Source organism: Desulfovibrio sp., from assembly GCF_019422935.1.
GTDB lineage: Bacteria > Desulfobacterota > Desulfovibrionia > Desulfovibrionales > Desulfovibrionaceae > Desulfovibrio.
In genome coordinates this window covers 51799-70774 of record NZ_JAHZCJ010000011.1, presented here as the reverse complement: position 1 = coordinate 70774, position 18976 = coordinate 51799, and the positions used below count along the sequence as shown (strand labels likewise).

General features: G+C 58.8%; 15 protein-coding genes. 3 read left to right on the top strand and 12 right to left on the bottom strand.

Annotated features, from left to right (window positions below; translation table 11 throughout):
* Positions 1–29: 29 nt before the first annotated feature.
* Together QZ383_RS13200 and feoB are read right to left on the bottom strand one after the other, a co-directional pair.
* The gene (locus tag QZ383_RS13200) at positions 30–1214 is read right to left on the bottom strand and encodes a diguanylate cyclase (protein WP_291446093.1); all 1185 of its coding nucleotides are present in this window, start codon (positions 1212–1214) and stop codon (positions 30–32) included.
* Positions 1211–3523: a ferrous iron transport protein B gene (feoB, locus tag QZ383_RS13195; protein WP_291446091.1), complete on the bottom strand. Its 2313-nt coding sequence runs from the start codon at positions 3521–3523 to the stop codon at positions 1211–1213. The genes QZ383_RS13200 and feoB overlap by 4 nt, the downstream gene beginning before the upstream one ends.
* A 163-nt stretch (positions 3524–3686) precedes the next feature.
* Between feoB and QZ383_RS13190 the strand changes: the two genes are divergently transcribed.
* Together QZ383_RS13190 and fabF are read left to right on the top strand one after the other, a co-directional pair.
* Positions 3687–4115, top strand: coding sequence for a MarR family winged helix-turn-helix transcriptional regulator (locus tag QZ383_RS13190; protein WP_291446090.1), 429 nt, complete (start codon positions 3687–3689; stop codon positions 4113–4115).
* A gap of 85 nt (positions 4116–4200) precedes the next feature.
* A complete protein-coding gene (gene fabF / locus QZ383_RS13185; protein ID WP_291446088.1) occupies positions 4201–5433 on the top strand; it encodes a beta-ketoacyl-ACP synthase II in 1233 nt (410 codons plus the stop codon).
* 65 nt (positions 5434–5498) lie between these two features.
* On the opposite strand, the gene QZ383_RS13180 is transcribed toward fabF, so the two are convergent.
* The 6 genes from QZ383_RS13180 to QZ383_RS13155 form a co-directional block, all read right to left on the bottom strand.
* Entirely contained in the window at positions 5499–6407 is a 909-nt protein-coding gene (locus QZ383_RS13180) for an ATP-binding protein (protein WP_291446086.1), read from the bottom strand.
* Positions 6408–6497: 90 nt separating this feature from the next.
* The gene (locus QZ383_RS13175; RefSeq protein ID WP_291446084.1) at positions 6498–7739 is read right to left on the bottom strand and encodes a glycosyltransferase; all 1242 of its coding nucleotides are present in this window, start codon (positions 7737–7739) and stop codon (positions 6498–6500) included.
* Complete coding sequence (locus QZ383_RS13170; RefSeq protein ID WP_291446083.1) at positions 7739–8689, bottom strand: aminotransferase class IV; 951 nt, start codon at positions 8687–8689, stop codon at positions 7739–7741. The genes QZ383_RS13175 and QZ383_RS13170 overlap by 1 nt, the downstream gene beginning before the upstream one ends.
* 61 nt (positions 8690–8750) lie before the next feature.
* Positions 8751–9797 carry an aspartate-semialdehyde dehydrogenase gene (locus QZ383_RS13165; protein WP_291446080.1) on the bottom strand — a complete coding sequence of 349 codons (1047 nt, stop codon included), beginning with the start codon at positions 9795–9797 and terminating at the stop codon, positions 8751–8753.
* A 224-nt stretch (positions 9798–10021) separates the two neighbouring features.
* A complete protein-coding gene (asnS, locus tag QZ383_RS13160; protein ID WP_291446078.1) occupies positions 10022–11386 on the bottom strand; it encodes an asparagine--tRNA ligase in 1365 nt (454 codons plus the stop codon).
* 105 nt (positions 11387–11491) lie between these two features.
* The gene (locus QZ383_RS13155) at positions 11492–11935 is read right to left on the bottom strand and encodes a DMT family transporter (RefSeq protein WP_192112617.1); all 444 of its coding nucleotides are present in this window, start codon (positions 11933–11935) and stop codon (positions 11492–11494) included.
* A 259-nt stretch (positions 11936–12194) separates the two neighbouring features.
* On the opposite strand from QZ383_RS13155, the gene QZ383_RS13150 reads away from it, so the two are divergent.
* Positions 12195–12671: a hypothetical protein gene (locus tag QZ383_RS13150; RefSeq protein WP_291446076.1), complete on the top strand. Its 477-nt coding sequence runs from the start codon at positions 12195–12197 to the stop codon at positions 12669–12671.
* A 237-nt stretch (positions 12672–12908) separates the two neighbouring features.
* Here the strand turns inward: QZ383_RS13150 and QZ383_RS13145 are convergent, their stop codons facing one another.
* The 4 genes from QZ383_RS13145 to QZ383_RS13130 form a co-directional block, all read right to left on the bottom strand.
* Positions 12909–15752: a diguanylate cyclase gene (locus QZ383_RS13145; protein WP_291446074.1), complete on the bottom strand. Its 2844-nt coding sequence runs from the start codon at positions 15750–15752 to the stop codon at positions 12909–12911.
* A gap of 135 nt (positions 15753–15887) precedes the next feature.
* Complete coding sequence (locus QZ383_RS13140; protein ID WP_291446072.1) at positions 15888–16793, bottom strand: DNA polymerase III subunit delta'; 906 nt, start codon at positions 16791–16793, stop codon at positions 15888–15890.
* A gap of 23 nt (positions 16794–16816) precedes the next feature.
* A complete protein-coding gene (locus tag QZ383_RS13135) occupies positions 16817–18094 on the bottom strand; it encodes an adenylosuccinate synthase (protein ID WP_209818275.1) in 1278 nt (425 codons plus the stop codon).
* 202 nt (positions 18095–18296) lie between these two features.
* Complete coding sequence (locus tag QZ383_RS13130; protein ID WP_192112622.1) at positions 18297–18662, bottom strand: hypothetical protein; 366 nt, start codon at positions 18660–18662, stop codon at positions 18297–18299.
* Between the last annotated feature and the right edge of the window lie 314 nt (positions 18663–18976).

The following is an 18976-nucleotide window of genomic DNA, read 5'->3' as shown; positions in this document are numbered from 1 at the left end:
TGTATGCCAAGAAAGGTTCTTTTGGATATTTATGACGTCTGCCCATAAACGCAGGTGCGGTTGCGGCCTGCGGCCTTGGCTGCATACAGGGCGGAATCTGTCTGCCGCACAAGCATCTGGCCTCCTTCTTTTTGTTCCTCCAACGGCGTGAGGCTGCTCACTCCCAAACTGACCGTCACCATGTCGCCCACTGGCGAACTGGGGTGGGGCATCCGCTCGCGCGCCACCTCCGCATGTACGCGGGCAGCCACGGCCTGCGCCGTTGCGGCGTCCGCACCGGGCAGCAGCAAGGCAAACTCCTCCCCGCCGTAGCGCGCGCAAACATCCGTGGAGCGTGCCGCCCGGCTCATGGCGGCGGCAATGCGGCGCAGGCATTCATCCCCGGCCTGATGGCCAAGACTGTCATTGTAGCGCTTGAAGGTATCCACATCCAGCATGATAAGCGCCAGCGGCGTGCCGCTTTGCAGAGCATACAGCCACAGGGAATGCAGCTTGTCGTCAAAGGCGCGGCGGTTGCCCACGCCAGTGAGGCCGTCCACCAGCGACATTTTCTGAAAGTGGTCGTGCTCCGAGGCAAGTTTTTGCGAGCGTACTGTGGCGAGCGACAGGTAGGTGCCCAGATTTTCAAGCGCTGCGGATATGTTGCGTAGTTCGGTGATAAAGCTGTGTTTGGGCGGCTGGCTGGCAGAGCCTGTGCCCAACTGGTTGAGAAAGACCATGATGCTTTGCAGTGGGCGCGCAAGGTGCAGGCGCAGCAGGGCAAAGAGCAGGACCAGCCCCGCGCCCAGCAGCAGAAAGCCCATGAGCAGGCGGTTTTCAAATTCGTGCGCCAGCGTAGCCGTGCGGCGCAGTTGCAGCAGCATGTCGTCAGTTACTGGCTGTGCCGTTGCCAGTTCCGCTATGGCGGCGGAAAGCTCCGCCAGCGCGGCGCTGGCCTCCGGCTCCGCTGGCTTCGCGGTCAGTGAGGGCAAGGCAGCCAGTGCGGATTCTGCGCCTCGCAGGCGCGCCATGTTGCGGCTGTCGGTCAGTTTGTCGCTCTCGGCCAGGGTCATGAAAAGCCCGTAGGTTCGGGTGCCGGACACGCTGACCTCCCTCGCCATGCTCATAAAATAGAAAAAGCTGGCGGTAAAAAGCAGGGCCATCACCGTCAGGCCCAAGGCAATATATGCGCGTATGCCCATACCGGGCGCGCTTTCTGTACGTTTAATCATCATGCGTTCATCCAGAAAAAGCGGTACGTCTGATACACGCCCACAGCCATGCCGAAGGCCAGCAGCGTATTGAAGGCAATGCTGAAGGCCACCCACTTCCAGCTTCCCGACTCCTGCCGGATGACAACCAGAGTGACAAAGCAGGGGGCGTAGAGCATGACAAAAACAAGCAGAGCCAGGGCCGTGCCCTGATTCCACGTGGGGTCGGCGCGCAGCAGTTCCGCCAGAGAGGCGGGGTCTTCCGGGTCTTGCTCCCCAAGGGCGTATGCCGTGCCCAGTGTGGAAATGATGGCCTCCTTGGCGGCAATGCCGCCGATAAGGGCTACATCGGTGCGCCAGCTGAAACCCGCGTAGGACGTTGCGCCTTCAAGCCATGTGCCAAGGCTTCCGGCAAGGGTGTGGCGCAGGCGTTCGGCATCCAGTTCTTCCTGCACTTTTGCAAGGGCTTCTTCCTGACTGGCGCGTGCTCCCGCAGGCAGGTCTTCGCGTTCAAGGCCAGCGTTCAGGCGGGCGATTTCGTTTTCAAAAGGCAGGGCCGTTTGCGGATCAAGAGCCGGAAAGGTCATGGCCGCCCAGATCAGCATAGACAGCGGCACAAGCACCGTGCCCGCCTTTTTGAGGTACATCCAGGTGCGCTCCCAGCAATGGATGCAGATGCCGCGCACGGTGGGCATGCGGTAGGGCGGCATTTCCATGACCAGAGGAGTCGCTTCGCCGCGCAAGACGGTTCTGCGCAGCAGCAGAGCCACGCAAAAGGCCAGCACCCACGAGAGCATGATGATGGCAAACATCATGTTGGCGGCACTGTGCGGAAAAAACGTGCCCACCAGCAGCAGATACACGGGCAATTTGGCCCCGCAGGCCATGTAGGGCAGGGTGAGCATGGTGGCCAGTTTTTCCTTGGGGCTGCGCATGGTGCGGGTAGCCATGACGCCGGGGATGGCGCAGCCCCCTGCAATGCCGCCGGAAATGATATAGGGCATCACCGAAGCGCCGTGCAGGCCGAAAAACTGGAACACGCGGTCGGCAATATAGGCCATGCGCGCCATGTAGCCGCTGTCTTCCACAAAGGCGATGAGCGCAAACATGATGAGCACCAGCGGCACAAAACTGAGCACTCCGCCAACGCCCGCGATCACGCCGTCAACCAGCAGGGAAGAGAGCAGGCCTTCGGGCAGTGTGCCCCGCACCGCGCCAGCCAGCGCGCCGAACGCGCCCTCCAGCCAGCCCTGCGGGTAGGAACCAAGGACAATGGTGATCTGAAACATGGCGTAGAGTACACCAAGCATGATCAGCGCGCCCCACACTGCGTGGGCCAGTATGCGATCGAGCCTGTCCGAGAGGCTGAGGCGGTGGCGCTTGCCGGTTTTAACAACGCAGGCGGCGGCAATTTTGCGCACAAAAGCGCTGTGCCCGTCGGCTATCAAGCCTTCCGCATCGCGGCCAATGCTGCCCAGTTCTTCCTGCACAAAGCGGCAAACCTGGGCCATGTCGGCCGCAAGGTCTGCATCCGCCGCCAGCAAGGCTGCCACGGCTTCCGCATCATCCTGGAGCAGGCTCAGGGCCAGCCAGCGCGGCGCACAGTGGGCATAGGGCGAGGATGCCATGCCCTGGCTTTCCGCAATGCGTTTTTCCATGGTTTCCAGTATGGGGTCGAGCAGGGGGCCGTAGCTTATGTGCAGGGCAGACCCGTGGATTTCGCTGGGCGAAGCTGTGGGGATGCCTGGCTGCTGGCTACTGTTTTCTGCATCAAGGGCAACCTGACGCGCCGCAGAAAGGGCCTCGCGCAGGCCATTGCCCGAGGGCCCGACCGTGGGCACGGCGACGGCTCCCATGAGTTCCGACAGGCGCAAAAAATCAATGCTGATGCCAGCCGCCCGCGCCTCGTCCATCATGTTGCAGGCAATGACCACAGGCAGGCCCATCTCGCGCAACTGGGTCGTGAGCAACAGCCCGCGCTCCAGAATGCCAGCGTCCACAACGTTGATGACCGCCTGCACCGCGCCGCCCAGCAGCACATTGCGCGCGACCACCTCTTCCTGCGAATAGGCGGAAAGCGAATACGCGCCGGGCAGATCCACAAGTATGATCTCCTGCCCTTCGTGACGGATAAAGCCCTCTTTTTTTTCAACAGTCACGCCACTATAGTTGCCCACATGCTGGTGCGCGCCTGTGAGGGCATTGAAAACTGTGGTCTTGCCGCAGTTGGGATTGCCCGCAATGGCAAGCCGCAGCGAATAGGCAAGGCCGCCGATGAGTGTGCGGCCATTGCCGCCTCGCACCCCGACGGCTGCGGAAAAGGGTTCCGGCATGCTGTGCGCTCCTGTCATCGCCGCACCGGAACAGCCGGGGTGGCTCAATTTGAATGGAATTGAAATCTATTTTCAAGTTGTGGTGAAGTCAAGCGCCTTTCCGGTATTGACATGCGCTGGGCATCGAATAATATATGTATATACATGAAAATGCGGAGTACCCATGCAGCTGCCTTGTCTCTTTCTCCAAATCCGAAAGGCGGATCGGCAACTCAATCAGCTTTACGGCAAATATCTGGCGCGCAAGGGAATGCGTATGACCCAGTATGGTTTGCTGCGGGCTATTGCTGGTCTGGAGGAGCCTTCGATAACGGAGATTGGCCGGGTTTTGGGCATTGACCAGACAACAGTGACCAGAAATGTGGAGAAGCTGGAAAAAATGGGGCTTGTTGCGAGTGCCCCAGGACCGGCTGATTCCCGCAAAAAGATCATGCAGTTGACGGCCATTGGTACAGACAGCCTCAAAGAAGCCCACCCTCATTGGGAAGAGGCGCAGCAGCTTATGATTTCAGAATTGGGGGACGATGATGTCCAGGAGTTGCTGCGACTGTTGCTCAAGGTTTCCCGTATTGCAGAAAAGGAAGGCGCCTAGCGCAGACTGCAAGTCATGGGAATATCGGGGCTTGGTACATCAATATTCATGTATATACATATAAATTAACAGGCCAGGAGATGCCATGCGTAAAGTAGTTGTAACAGGCTTTGGGGTCATATCTTCTTCAGGAAACGACTCTGAAACCATGTGGAAGAATATTAGTTCCGGAAAATCCGGCATCAGGTATATGGACGACTCTGCGTTTGCTGAATCCCCTGTGAGGATCGCCGGGAAGGTGGACGAATTTTCGGCAGAGACATATTTTTGTGCAAAGGACGCAAAAAAATACGACAAATATATCCAGTTTGCCGTTGCTGCGGCCGTGCAGGCAGTTGAAATGTCTGGTCTGGAAGGCGCCGATTGGGATCCGGAACGCGCCGGGGTTTATGTGGGTTCTGGCATCGGCGGCATAGAAACGATCATGAAAAATCATGAAGCCTTTCTGAACAAGGGGGCACGGCGGGTTTCGCCATTTATGATTCCCATGATGATCGTCAACATGGCTTCGGGCGTGATCGCCATCAGGACGGGCTTCAAAGGGGCGAACTATGCGCCTGTATCCGCTTGCGCCACGGCCAACAATGCCATCGGCGAGGCTTTTTTAAGCATTGCGTACGGTCAGGCGGATGTCATGCTGGCGGGCGGGAGTGATGCGGGCATTCAGCCGTTTTTGCTGGCGGGTTTTTCCAGCATGAAGGCTCTTTCAACCCGCAACGATATGCCGGAACAGGCCAGCCGTCCTTTTGACAGCGGGCGTGACGGCTTTGTCATGGCTGAGGGTGCTGCTGTGCTGCTGCTGGAAGAAGAGGAACATGCCCGCCGCCGTCAGGCAACAATCCTTGGCGAGGTGGTTGGTTATGGTGCAACGTGCGATGCAGGGCATATCACATCGCCAGACTTTCAGGGCGGAGCGCGGGCCATGGAAATCGCCATCCGCCAGTCTGGCGCTTCCGTGGCAGAAATTGGCTATATCAATGCCCACGCCACAGGAACAAAGGAAGGCGACAGGTCTGAAGCCGCAGCAATCAGGAGCGTTTTTGGCGACAGCCTTAAAACGGTAAAGGTCAGCGCCACTAAGTCCATGACAGGGCATCTGTTTGGGGCGGCTGGCGGCATTGAAGCCATCATTACCCTTGAGGCTTTGCGGCATGGTCTGTTGCCGCCGACAATAAATCTGGATGCACCCGATGGCGAGTGCGATATTCCGCACGTCTGCAACAAGGCCGAGCAGACGTCCACTCGTTATGCGCTCTCCAACTCTTTTGGTTTTGGGGGGCATAACGCTTCGCTCGTCTTCAGGAAATATGAAGAATAGACCGTAGTAAACGTGCAAAACGGCCCGGCAGATGCCGGGCCGTTTTGCACAATGTGATGTCCCCGCTAGCCCTCGTCAAGCAGGGCGGAGCGGATGCGGCACACGCCGCAACGGTCGCCGGAGGATGTGGGATAGCCGCATTCCGTGCACGGGGCCAGCTCCAGGCCTTCCTCCGCCTCGCGGCGGGCAAAGACGGGCCGCCCGCGCGAGAGAAAACCCTGATAGAAATCCAGCTTGCGGCCGGGCATGGCGGCCTCGAGATTCTGCATCAGCCCCTTGAGCGTGGTGAAGCTCGCGCCGGGGCTGTACGGGCAGGGCGCGTAGTGGTTTTCTATGCCCATAAGAAAGGCGTAGTTGGCCGTTTCAAATTCCGAGAGCCGCCACAAGGGTTTAACCTTGCGCGAAAAGCCGTGTTCGCTCTCCAGCCGTGGCCCCTGATCTGAAAGATACGAGGTATCCCAGCGCAGGGTGTTGCTGAAGAGGCGGGCCACTTCATCGTCCAGGTTATGCCCGGTGGCGAGAGCGTCAAAGCCTTCGTCCAGGGCGACCTTGTTGAAGAAATGACGCTTGATCTTGCCGCAGGCCGAGCAGATGGGCCGGTGCAGCCTTTCCTTGACCAGCGGGATGGACAGGCCTTCTGCGGCCATTTCCTTGACCATCAGCTTGAGGCCGTGCTTGGCGCAGAAGCGTTCAACCACGCCGCGCGCCGCAGCGGAAGAAACCGGAATGTCCAGATCAATGTGCAGGCCGGTTACGTTGTAACCCTGGCGAGAGAGCTCAAGCATGAGCGCCAGCGAATCCTTGCCGCCAGAAAGGGCCACCAGCACCCGTTCATCGCGGGTAAACAGCTTTTGGCCTTCAATGCCGCGTTCCACCTGACGGGCAAAAAAATCCTTGTAACAGTCGGGGCAAAAGGCAGCGTTGTGGCTGCGCAGGGCCACCACGGCCTCGGCTTTGCAGATTTTACATTTCATACGGTTCCTGTATGTGTTTGCGGTATTATCCCACGTTCAGGCGGCATGCTGCCGCCACTGGCGCGGGGCGCGCTGATGGTCGCTGGTTGTTTATGACTGCTCTGGGGCTTGCGGCTTGCGGTTTTTTTCAAGCCAGCCAAGCTGGCTGCACCAGCCTTCGTGCCGGGTGCAGGTTGCAAGGGCAAAGGATTCATGGCTCAGAGCGGGCCGTAATGCATTGCCCGCTTCCACAATACGGCGGCGCTGATCGGCATCGGTCATGACGTTTATCATGCATTCAGCCAGCGACTGCGGATTATTTTCTTCAAACATGCAGGCGGCATCGGGGGCGGCGGCAAGCCGCTGGTCGTGCAGGGCGCTCTGCCCGCAGATGACAGGCGTTTGGGCCGCTAGCCCTGCCCCGAGTGTTTCCGGCAGTTCGTCCGGCGCGGAGCCGGGTGCTATCCATGCATGGCAGGTGCGCAGCAGGTGCGGCAGGCTTTGCTCGTTGAGCAGGCACAAGCGCGACTGCACTCCCAGTGATTCCGCCTCGTCCAGCACTTCCTGAAAGCGGGGGCCACCCCCGGCGGCACGTACTTCCCATGGGGGTAAATCGCGCCGCTGCCAGATGGCGGCCATGGCCCGGATGACAATATGCGCGCCCGAGCGGGGCGTGAGGGCATCACCCATGCAAAAAACAAAACGCTGATCCTCTGCGGGTTCTGCGGGCCATTCGGGCGCAGGTTCAAAACCTTCAATGCTCATGCCCGGCGCGGCCAGCGTGAGCGTGTCGTCCGTCAGGGGCAGCGTGCGGTTTTTGGGGCCGCGCCACGCCGTTTCGCCCTCGGTGATGCCGCTGGCTTTGGCAATGCGGTCGCGTACATAGGTGGAGCCGCAGAGTATTTTGTGGGCTGCCAGCATTCCCTTGCCAAAGCAGACTTCCGGGCGCGGCGCGCGCAGCAGGAATGCATGGCTCAAAAGGGTGGAGGACGGGGGACGCATGGTCAGCACCCGGCGGCCAAGGGGCATGCCGCCTTCGCCAAAAGTCTGCACCAAAAGGTGCTTGTGCTTGCGCTGCCAGAGCCACAGGCGCAGGAAATCCATTGGTCCGCCTGCCGTGAGTATGGGCAGGTTCAGCGCGGCGGCGCGGCGGTGCAGGCGTGAATTTTTCTGGCACAGCAGCATGGGGGCCAGCCTGCCGCCGTCACGCATGGCGCAGGCCAGGGCCAGCGCGTGGTCTTCTTCCAACCGGGCAAGGCGCATGGGCGCGCCCATTTCTGTCCAGTGGCGCTGCTCTTCGGGGGAGGCGGGGCCGTCAGTGGTCTGTTGCAGGGCAATAAGCAGAACACGCATCAGAGGGGCGCGCCTTTTTTCAGCATATAGTCCAAAAGGACATCCTTGAGCCAGAGGGCCACAGGGCCGGGCTTGCCAGCATGCGCGCCATGGCCCACGGGCTTGCCGTCAAAATGGGTGATGCCCACGCAAAGGGTGGAGCTGGTGAACAACAGCATTTCACTGGCGCTGTCTATGGCTGCGCGGGGAATGGGCATCTGCACGACAGGCATGCGTTCTGCGGCGACTTCCATGGCGGCCAGCAGGGTGGTGCCGGGCAGAATGCGCCTGATTTCAGGGCAGAGCAGGCGACCCTGCGCGTCCACAAGGCCCACGTTGGCCACGGCCGCCTCGCCCATGATGCCGTTTTCGTCAAAGGTCACGGCCACGTCCATGCCCTTCTGGCGGGCTTCCATGGCCATGAACACATTGGGCAGATAGTTGGTATTTTTGATGCGGGCCAGATATTCCTGCTTGGGCGGGATGGCGCTGGCAAAGGCTGTAAGCCCTTTTTCGTAGAAGGCCGCCGTGGGCAGAGCCTTTTTGAGGGCCACAATATACAAACCAGCCTGAGGGCATTCGGCGGGCGAAATGCCGAATCCGCCGGGGCCGCGGCTCAGAAAAACGCGCAGATCGCCATTGTCCACGCCTGCGGCAAGGGCTACGTCAATTATGCTCTGGCGCAGGGCATCCCAGGTGCAGGGCGGCGTGATGGAAAGAGCCGCAGCGCCGTTCACCAGACGGGCCAGATGCGCGTCCAGCCCAAAAATTGTGCGCTGGCGAAAACTGATGCTTTCAAAAAGGCCGTCGCCGCGATGGCAGATATGGTCATCAAGGGGCAACAGCAGAAGACGCGGGTCGGTGCAGATATGCCCCACCCGGTGGTCATAAAAAGCGAGAACCTGCTCCGACCCTGGCCTGGGTGCGGAAAGCAGGGCCTTGAGATATGTTTCAGCATCTACAGCTTGCACCGCAAAGGCCTCCAAAGCGCGTGGGCGCGCGGGTCTGCGAAACCCGCGCGCCCGCAGGCAATTACTTCAGGAACACGTTTTTGTCGGTCACGCGCAACAGGTCGCGCTTGATCAGTTCTTCGCCGATCTGCACGGCGTTGAGGGCTGCGCCCTTGCGCACGTTGTCGGCCACAATCCAGAGGTTCAGGCCGTTATCAATGGTTTCGTCCTCACGGATGCGGCCCACGTAAGTTTCATCCTCGCCCACGCAGTAGGAGGGCATGGGGTACATGAGTTCGCGGGGATTATCGACCACGCGCACGCCGGGAGCCTGCGAAAGCATGACGCGGGCATCCTTGGCTGTGAGTTTCTTTTCGGTTTCAATGTTCACCGATTCGGCGTGGCAGTAGAACACCGGCACGCGTACACAGGTGGCCGTAACCTTGACCGAAGGATCTTCAAATATTTTGACGGTTTCATGAACCATCTTCATTTCTTCCTTGGTGTAGTCGTTATCAAGGAAGACATCGATGTGCGGCAGCGCGTTGAAGGCAATGCGGTAAGGATAGGTATTGCACTCCGGGTCGCGTCCGTTGAAAAGGTCGCGCACCTGGCGTTCCAGTTCTTCAATACCCTTCTGCCCGGTGCCGGAAACCGCCTGATAGGTGGAAACCACAACGCGCTTGATTTTGACGGCGTCGTGCAGGGGCTTGAGCACCACCAGCATCTGGATGGTGGAGCAGTTGGGGTTGGCAATGATGCCGTTGTGGCCCTCAAGAGCGTGGGCGTTGACTTCCGGCACCACCAGGGGGCAGCGGTCGTCCATGCGCCATGCAGCGGAATTGTCCACCACCACGCAGCCAGCCTTGGCCGCATGCGGGGCAAATTTTTGCGAAGTGCTGCCGCCGGCGGAAAAAATGGCCAAATCAATGCCCTCAAAGACATCTTCTTTAAGCTCTTGCACGGTCAGCTCTTTGTCGCCATACGGCACCTTGGTGCCCGCGGAACGGGCGGACGCAAAGGCGCGTATTTCAGTGGCGGGAAAGTCCCTTTCGTGCAGGGTCTTGAGCATTTCACGGCCTACGGCGCCTGTGGCGCCTACAACGGCTACAGTCAGCTTCTTGCTCATGGTATTTCGCTCTCCTTGGGCGATGGGCGGCGGCTCGATGCCTCCAAAAAGGTGAGCGCGTACTATACCCGGCAAAAAGGCAAATGTGAAGGGCATGGCGGCCCTGCTACGGCGCTGCCTCGGGCTTTTTTGCGCTTTTTGCGGTTGGTGCTGCTGGCGGATTGAAAAAACCAGCCCGCCGCTTTCGCAACAGGCTGGCCAAAAGGGAGGCTGCCGGAAGCGCTCTAGAATTCCAGATTGCCCGGAGTACGCGGGAAGGCAATGACGTCGCGGATGTTGGTGGTGCCGGTCAGCATCATGAGCAGACGCTCGAAGCCAAGGCCAAAACCGGCATGGGGCGCTGTGCCGAAACGGCGCAGATCCATGTACCACCAGTAATCTTCGGGATTCTGGCCGAGTTCCTTGATTCTGGCGGTCAGACGGTCAAGGCGTTCCTCGCGCTGCGAGCCGCCGATGAGTTCGCCGATGCGCGGCACCAGCATATCCATGGCTGCAACAGTTTTGCCATCTTCGTTCTGGCGCATATAGAACGCCTTGATTTCCTTGGGGTAATCATACACAGCCACAGGCTTTTTAAAATGCTCTTCGGCCAGATAGCGTTCGTGCTCGGTTTGAAGGTCCGTGCCGAATGAAACAGGGAAGGCAAAGTCCTTGCCGCATTTTTGCAGGATTTCCACGGCTTCCGTGTAAGAAACGCGGGCAAAGGGCGCAGCCACCATGCCCTTGAGGCGCTCAATGAGGCCTTTGTCCACAAAACTGTCAAAGAGCTTGAGGTCGGATTCGCAATGGACGAGGGCGTGTTCGATCACGTGCCGGGTAAGGCTTTCGCCCAGTTCCATGAGGTCTTGCAGGTCGGCAAAGGCCATTTCCGGCTCGATCATCCAGAATTCGGCGGCGTGGCGCGGCGTATTGGAATTTTCGGCGCGGAAGGTGGGGCCGAATGTGTACACGCGCCCAAGGCCCATGGCGAGGGCCTCGGCCTCAAGCTGGCCGGAAACAGTCAGGTTGCACTGGCGGCCAAAAAAATCGGTGGCCACATCCTTGTCGCCGGGTTCCAGGCTGGTGACGCGGAACATTTCGCCCGCGCCTTCGCAGTCCGCCCCGGTGAGCACCGGCGTATGCACCCATGAAAAACGGCGGCTCTGGAAAAACTGATGCACAGCCTGGCCCGCTTCGGAACGGATGCGGAAGGCAGCGCCGTATTTGTTGGTGCGGGAACGCAGGTGCGCGATTGTGCGCAAAAATTCGTCAGAATGGCGTTTTTTCTGCAAAGGAAAAGTTTCGGGATCAGCCAGGCCGAAAACAGTAACGCTCTGCGCCCTGATTTCCCACAGCTGGCCCTTGCCGGGCGAGGCCACAAGCTCACCCGTAACGCTGATGGCGGCGCCCGTGGCGGCCTGATCAAGCTGCTCGTGGGCAGTGGTGCCCGCGTCAACAATGCACTGCATGTTGCCGAGGCAGGAGCCGTCGTTGACCTCCACAAAGGAAAATTCCTTGGCATCGCGGCGGGTGCGGATCCAGCCGCAAATGGTGATGGAGGCTTGAGCCTCGGTCGCTGCGAGGGCGTCTATTATAAGGGTTCTTTGCATGGCATGTTCCTTGTGATGCGGCAATTTGCAGACACTGTAGCCCTTAGTGCGGCACAGCTCAAGATGGCGCGCACAGTGAAAGCCCTGTGCTGGATTCGCCTTGCGTTAAAACACCCGCACAAGCCATGCGCCCGCAAAAAGCAGGGCAATGCCCGCAAGGCGCAGTGGCGAAACAGGGTGCTCGGGAAAGCCCACGAGGGCATAATGGTCAAGCAGCACGGAGGCCACCAGCTGGCCCGACAGCATGACGGCGGTCATGGTGGCAGCCCCCAGCCGGGGGGCAAGAAAGATGGTGCAACTCACAAAAATTGCGCCAAGCACGCCGCCTGTCCACATCCACCACGGAACAGCGGAAAGCTGCGAAATGGAAGGCCATGTATGCCGTGCCGCCAGGCTGTATACCCACAGCGCCAGCGTGCCCACGGCAAATGAAACAAGTGCGGCCTGCATGGGTTCGCCCAGAAAGCGCCGCAACAAGGTGTTTATTCCCGCCTGCACAGGGAGGCAGCAACCGGCCCCAAAAGCCAGCAATAAAAGAATGTGCTTCATGAAAAAATCCTTTGATCGGTGTCATTACCCCGATGGGCTTGAACGCGTTAAAAAGGCGGCAGGCAAGGCCAACCGGGTCAGGGCGCGGACTATATACATTTTTGCCCGCTTGCGCATGAAAAAATACCCGCTTCACCTTTTTCTAAAGATTATATAGAATGGATCAAGGTCAAGAACAAATCAGTTTCCTGCGGGCGTTCTGGTGGCCTTGCCCCGGCATTCGCTGACAGCGGGTATATTCTGAAATTGAGGGATAGGCATGAAAATTTTTTTTGGCGTTTTTACCCTGATATGCATTCTGGCGCTCACGGGCGCGGCCTATGCGGCTACCCCACAGGCAGGCAAACCCGTGCAGGACAAGCCCGAAAAGACCGTTGACCGCGTGACCACGGTCAGCGTGTCGCTGGAAGGCACAGACAGCATCGGCGCGCGCCTCGGCACCAAGCTCAAGGAGCGCTTCAACCAGAGCAGCCTGTTCACCCTCAATGATGATGAAGAAAAAGACATCCCCAAGCTCTACGTCATGGTGAGCACGCAGCCTGAATTTGCTGGTCGCCCCGCTGTGGGTTCCGTGTATTCGGTATGCTGGGTGTTCAAGCAGGGCCGTGGTTACCTTGGCTACCTGCTGGCCCGGGATCTTGGCACGGCGAGCGTGGAAGATGTGGACGGTCTGGTGGACAAACTGGTGGAACGTACTGACGGCATAGCCGCCAAGTACAGCAGCCTGTGGAAGTAACTAAAGGCCAATGCTTGGCGCTTGCAGCAAAATGCTGACGAGCATTGAGACTGGTGAATTTTATCGGCTGACCTGACGGCTCGAACCACAGCCGCGAGTGAATGCCCAACGAACAAACTTCCTTCCAACCCCGCGCGCGCCGAATTTGTGGCGCAAATAAAAAGGCTTCCCACGTGGCGGGAGGCCTTTTTATTTATAGCGGCAAAATAGACGCGTACCAAAAGCCCACTGCAGGGATTACGTCGCTGCGCTTTCGCTGACTTGCTTGGCTGTATCCGCTTCGTCAGCCCAGGCTTCAGGGGTTTCATCATAAAAGCGGTAGCAGTTCTTGCCAGCCTGTTTTGCCAGATACTGCGCATTGTCCGCGCGGTGCAAGGCCACATCGTAAGACGCCTCGGTGCCGTCAAACAGATAGATGCCTATGCTCGTGGTGATCTCCACGCGCTGACCCTCGTGCTCGATAAATTTGTGCAGTTCTGCAAGCAGGGCCTCGGCCCGCTCCTTGAGCGCTACTCGGGTTATACCCCTGACAAAAACGCAGAATTCATCGCCGCCGAAACGGCCCACAGCATCAGCATTGCGGAAGATGCGCTTGAGGGCATCGCTGGCTTCAAGCAGGGCGGCATCGCCCCTGACATGCCCAAAGGTATCGTTAATCAGCTTGAAATTATCCAGATCAAGGAACAGGAGCGCGTCTGTCTTATCCTGCTGCGGCTTGGCAGGCATGGCTGCGCATATTTTGTCGCGGAAGGCGGTCTTGTTCAGCAGATCCGTCAAACTGTCGCGCTGGGTGCGGCGCTCAAGCTCGGCACGGCGTCTCACTTCTTCATCAATATCAACAATTTTACCCACAAGGCGCAAGGGTGCGTCTTGCTTGCTGATGCGTGTGGCCTGCACTCGGCACCAGATATAGCGCCCCTCGGCAGTGGGGATGCGCATGACTGCAAAAGCAGTGGGGTTGCCGCTGCGGATGCGCCGGCGCAGTTCGTTGAGGGCGGGCAGATCTTCAGGATGGATGATGTGCCTGTTGGTTGGGCGGCCGGTTTCGTTAAAGAGGGGCGTGGCCTCCCTGCCGAATTTCAGCAAAAAGTTCGGCGAACAGCGGAACTGGCGTTTTTCGGTATCCACATCGAAAAAAATGTCCTGCGACTGCTCAAGCAGTATCCGGTAGCGCTCTTTTTCCTGCTCAAGCTCTTCCTGCATGCGCTTTTGCTCGGTGATATCCACCACCACGCAATCAATGGAGCGGTGAGCATTCTCATCGCCGGAAAATGTGCCGCGCAACAGCAGGGGAAGCCATTGACCATCCTTGTGGCGAAGCCTCAACTCCGTGGTGTTTGTCACAGGGCTATTTTTTTTGTCTGCCAGCATGCCCATCAGCTTTTGGGTGTCGTCAGTATGCAGCAGATCAATAAAATTGGTCGTTCGCGGCTTGTCGGCATCGTAGCCGAGCAATTGCCAGAATCCGTTGTTGGCATCAAGAATCTGCAAGGGAAGTTGGGTAGATATGCTGATGACGCCGCCATTTATATTGTCGGCTATGTGGGCAAGGCGCTGCTCGCTGGCCATCTGGTTTGACAGACTTTTGCGGCGAAGGTGCAGGGCGTAGGCAACAAGAGCCGAAACAAAGAGCATCAGCTCGGCTATAACCATCAGCAGCGAACGGTTTTCGTACACAATATCCCCCAGTGTGGGGGATGTGGTTGCTGCTGCGATATTGCTGGAAATGATCTGGGTTCGGCTTTTATCGTCAATGGTCAGCAGAAGGTTGTTCAAAATGCCCAGCAGCATATCGGGCAGCCCCGGCCGGATGGTCAGGCGTGCTTCTTCAATATCGCTGTAGCTGGTGACAGGATTGAACTCGCTGAAACGCGGGGAACTCGTCAGGTTGTTGAGAACCATGGAGTTGCCCAGAATGGCGTTGGCTTCGCGGCGGCCCGTGGCTGTCAGGCATGCTTCCTCATCAGAAAAAAGCTTGATTACCGCATTGGGAAACATGCGGGAGGCGTACTCTGCCGCATTATAGATATTTGCCGGTACCGCCAGTGTAAATAACGACTGTTGCTCAAGTTTTACATCGGGTTTTGCGTAAAGGTACAGATTGTTGCGCGTCAGCGGCGCGGTCAGGCGAAAATTCTTGTGCGATTGGAGGGCTGAAGAAGTAAATGAACCAAAGGCCATATCCAGCCTGTTTTGGGCATAGACATCTGTAAAATTCGCGGGGCGCACGGCATAAGGCTCAAAAGTAAACTGTAAGCCGCTGCGCGCCGCTGCATCGCGGAGGATGTCCGGCAGGATGCCACGTGCGTTCCCCGTGGCTGGATCCTGCCACGAATAGGGCTTGCGGTCAGGATCATAGCCCACGCGCAGGGGCGGTTGCTGAGCGATATATGTCAGTTCCGCCCGAGTAAGCGGCGTCTGAAACATGCGCGGAAGATACATGCGCCCCAGGCGATACTCCAGATCGGGCTGCTCCATCTTGAGCTGCACCATGGCCTGCTCAAGTTCCTGCATGAGTTTTGGATTTTTAGGTGAACCTATGTAGAAGAAAGGCGTGAGCTTGCACTTTGCCAGAATTTTTTCATCGTTCCGCAACGAAAGTACGGTTTCCAGAATGGCGTCCACCTGGCCGGAGTGCATGGCTTCCCGCAACTCTTCCCTGCCGGGGTACTCCACAATGGTGGGCATTGTGCCGCCGCGTTGTTTGATAAAGTCGGCAAAATCCTTAAGCCATATGGAATTGCCCAGGCTCCCCACGCGTAATTGCGCGAGGCTCTCCAGATCATCGTAAATAACCGGAGAATCATTGGGAGCCAGAATGGCTGTGTAGGAAGTACCGCCGGGGTATGCGCAGTAGAGATACTGGTGGGCGCGTTCAGCCGAATACCGGGCGGGCGCGCAAGTATCGACCTCGCCCTTGTCCAGAGCGGCAAGGCAAGCGGCCCAGTCTTTTTCAACAATGTAAACTATGTTCCATCCCGTATAGCGGGTGAGCTGGGTCAGGTAGTCGGGAATGTACCCCACAACCTGCCCGTCATCTACGCGGTTGAACTGCGAAATGGGGGGGAGTGCCACACGCACGGTGCGCTGCTGATCGGCAAAGACAGGCTGAACTGTGAGCTGCAACGGGCACAATAAGGCAAAGCAGAACAGGAGCGTAAGAAGGAAAAAATGCCTGTTGCCCATATGCCTTAACCCTGTGACGCAGAACGCCTGTTACGATTGACCCGCCGTACGCCGCAAGGCAAAAAGCCGTGCCGCCAGCGCCTCAAGAATCCTGGCCGGAGTAACTCCGTAGTTCAGGGCATCCTGAGCTTCGGCAAACCATTGGCAGGCTACGGCGCGGGCCTTGCCGCGCAGCCCCGCCAGGGCCGCATCCAGCGGGCGCGCCGGGTCTTGCCTGTCTGAAAGTATTCTGCTCATGGCTTTTTGGCAGCACAGCAACAAGCGGGTTGCCCCTGCTGCGTCGATGGCTCCCTTGGCAGCAACACGGTCAAAAAAACCTTGCCCTTGAACAAGAAATTGCGCAAGGGCGTCTTCCCATGGGCGCATGTCTTCATCATCGGCGCGGCTGTCGGGCCACGGCAGCGTGAGGCAGAATGAGCGGGAAACCAGAGTGGGCAAGAGCTGTTCGCGCTGGGGTGCGAGCAGAACGAAGACGGTGGTGCTTGAGGGTTCTTCCAGGGCCTTGAGCAGGGCGTTGGAGGCTTCGTCGCGGGTGAGGCTGAGCCCCATAAGTATAACAACCCTGCGCCCCTGTCCGTGCGGAGCATCCCGCAGGCGAACCTTGAGTTCGCGCACGCGTTCCATGTTGAACGCACGGACAGGGCCAGGGTTTTCTTCATCTTCACGGTTGCTTATGCGACCGTCATACGCTGCCAGATCCAGATGCTCGCCAGCGGCAATCTGCATGCACACGGGGCAAGTCAGACAGGGCGCGCCCGATGTTTCCGCCTGGGGGCAGTTGACGCGGGCTGCCCAGTAACGTGCCGTATCAAGGCGCTGGGCCTCGCTGCCGCCCTCAAGCAGCAATACCTGCGGCGGAGTCGCACCCAGATTGTCGAGTACGCTCTTCAGCCGGTCAAAGGCGGCATCAGCTATGGCGGGCAGCAGGGTGTTCATGACCTGTAAGGCCGCTCCGCCTCCTAGCGCACGATGGTCTGGCGGCGGTCAGCGCCCACCGAAACCAGCGAAACCTTGACGCCCGTCAGCTCTTCAATGCGGGCGATATAGGCGCGCACAGTTGCGGGCAGCTCTTCATAGCTGGCGCACTGGGTGATGTCTTCTTCAAAGCCGGGCATTTCTTCGTAGATGGGCGTTACGCTGCCAAGGGAGCATTCCTCCTGCGGCAGGTAGCTCAGGCGCTTGCCCTTGTATTCGTAGGCAACGCAGATTTTCAGCACCGGCAGGTTCTGCAACACGTCAAGCTTGGTCAGGGCAATGTCCGTAAGCCCGTTGAGGCGAACGCTTTCGCGCAGCACCACGGCATCCAGCCAGCCGCAACGGCGGGGGCGGCCCGTGGTTGCGCCGAATTCATGCCCCTGCGTGCGCAGGTAGCTGCCTGTGTCGTCCAGCAGTTCGGTGGGGAAGGGGCCGGAACCCACGCGTGTGGTGTAGGCCTTGACGATGCCCACAATGCGGTTCAGGGCCGAGGGCGCAATGCCGCAGCCAGCCGATGCATTGCCCGCCACCGTATTGGACGAGGTCACAAAGGGGTATGTGCCGTGGTCGATATCAAGGTGGATGCCCTGAGCGCCTTCAAAAAGGATATCGCCGCCTTCGGCCTGCGCTTCCTGCATGCGCTCTTCCACCTCGGTGAGGTAGGGAACAAGGCGGGGCGCAAGAGCCAGCAGCTCTTCACTCACGGTGTTTTCATCAAGAGGTTCAAATTTGTAGAGGTCGCGCAGCAGAACGTTTTTTTCCTGCAGGGCGTGAGCCACCTTGGCGCGCACAAGATCGGGGTCGGTCAGGTCGCCTGCGCGCAGGCCCACCCGGGCGGCCTTGTCTTCATAGCAGGGGCCGATACCGCGGCCAGTGGTGCCGATTTTGTGCCCGGCGCGTTTGGCTTCACGGGCCTGATCCAGGCTTTTGTGATACGGCATGATCAGATGGGTCTTCTTGCTGATGCCAAGGCGCGCGGGCGAAACGTCAATGCCTCTGGCGGCAAGGTGATCCACTTCTTCGAGGAACACATGCGGGTCGAGCACAACACCGTTGCCGATGAGGCAAATTTTGTTTTCGTGCAGTATGCCGGAAGGGATCAGGTGAAGAATGGTTTCTTCGCCCTGCACCTTGATGGTGTGCCCTGCGTTGTTGCCGCCCTGAAAGCGGACGATAACGCGGCTCTGGGCGCTCAGCATATCAACAATTTTGCCCTTGCCCTCGTCGCCCCACTGAGCGCCGATGATGACCGTATTCGCCATGGTGTTACCTGCCTGCAATGCCGCCGCGCAACGGCGGGTGATGTAAGGCGCGTTCATACGCCGGACGCGACAGATCGACCGAAGGGAGTCTACCCTACGGCCCTACTGCCGCTAAAGCGGGACGCAAAGCCTTTGATGATACGTATCCCGTATGCAACTGCAAGTCAAATGACCATCCAGGGTCATCTAACCTGCATGCGCGTCAACTTTCGGGCTTGGGGTCAGTCTGTTCCCTTTCGCTCGATCTGGAGGGCTTAAACTCAAGCACCCTGCACTTGCTGGCCGCAGGCGCGGCCTCCGGCCCTTCAAGCTCAAATTCCGGCATGGGATTGACCGCGCCTTCAGGCTCCTTGCCAAGCGGCTGCGCCTGCCTGGCCCAGTGATAGTTAAAAAGCTGGTTTTTCCAGCGTTTGGCCTGAATCAGCGAAAATACGAGCGTAGCTTCCTCCCACCTCTTGGTGGGCTCAAAGCGGCTGGCCGTCGTAGCATACTTGCTCCACAACGACATAAGCGAGGCTTCGTCAATGGCGTCCAATTGCTGGGCCAGCCTGACAAGCAGCTTTTCCATATTACCTCCCATGTAACAAGGTACTGTAGTGTGCGCATGAAATTTCGTCAACGCGGGCATGGACCGGGCAGGTTTGCCGCCAGGCGGCGTCAGGCTTCGGCTGCTGCGGGTCGAGTACCATAAGAGTACACTCCCCTTGCCAGCCGTGCGCCTTATTGATCTGGCGTGGCGTCCTGCCGTTCTGTCGATGGGCCTTGCCGCATTGCAACCTCCAGGCCGCCCCAACCGCCGCCAGCAGCGAATCGGGGCTGGTTGTCCGGCATGTTTTATGGTATGCGAATGCCTCACTTGATCGGCGAACATCTGGAGGCAAG

Bases quoted from the DNA above. Each gene is read 5' to 3' on its own strand.
- QZ383_RS13130 (WP_192112622.1), bottom strand. From the start codon at position 18,662: ATGGAAAAGCTGCTTGTCAGGCTGGCCCAGCAATTGGACGCCATTGAC.
- fabF (WP_291446088.1), top strand. From the start codon at position 4,201: ATGCGTAAAGTAGTTGTAACAGGCTTTGGGGTCATATCTTCTTCAGGA.
- QZ383_RS13165 (WP_291446080.1), bottom strand. From the start codon at position 9,797: ATGAGCAAGAAGCTGACTGTAGCCGTTGTAGGCGCCACAGGCGCCGTA.
- QZ383_RS13140 (WP_291446072.1), bottom strand. From the start codon at position 16,793: ATGAACACCCTGCTGCCCGCCATAGCTGATGCCGCCTTTGACCGGCTG.
- QZ383_RS13150 (WP_291446076.1), top strand. From the start codon at position 12,195: ATGAAAATTTTTTTTGGCGTTTTTACCCTGATATGCATTCTGGCGCTC.
- QZ383_RS13200 (WP_291446093.1), bottom strand. From the start codon at position 1,214: ATGATGATTAAACGTACAGAAAGCGCGCCCGGTATGGGCATACGCGCA.
- QZ383_RS13190 (WP_291446090.1), top strand. From the start codon at position 3,687: ATGCAGCTGCCTTGTCTCTTTCTCCAAATCCGAAAGGCGGATCGGCAA.
- QZ383_RS13155 (WP_192112617.1), bottom strand. From the start codon at position 11,935: ATGAAGCACATTCTTTTATTGCTGGCTTTTGGGGCCGGTTGCTGCCTC.
- asnS (WP_291446078.1), bottom strand. From the start codon at position 11,386: ATGCAAAGAACCCTTATAATAGACGCCCTCGCAGCGACCGAGGCTCAA.
- QZ383_RS13135 (WP_209818275.1), bottom strand. From the start codon at position 18,094: ATGGCGAATACGGTCATCATCGGCGCTCAGTGGGGCGACGAGGGCAAG.
- QZ383_RS13175 (WP_291446084.1), bottom strand. From the start codon at position 7,739: ATGCGTGTTCTGCTTATTGCCCTGCAACAGACCACTGACGGCCCCGCC.
- QZ383_RS13180 (WP_291446086.1), bottom strand. From the start codon at position 6,407: ATGAAATGTAAAATCTGCAAAGCCGAGGCCGTGGTGGCCCTGCGCAGC.
- feoB (WP_291446091.1), bottom strand. From the start codon at position 3,523: ATGCCGGAACCCTTTTCCGCAGCCGTCGGGGTGCGAGGCGGCAATGGC.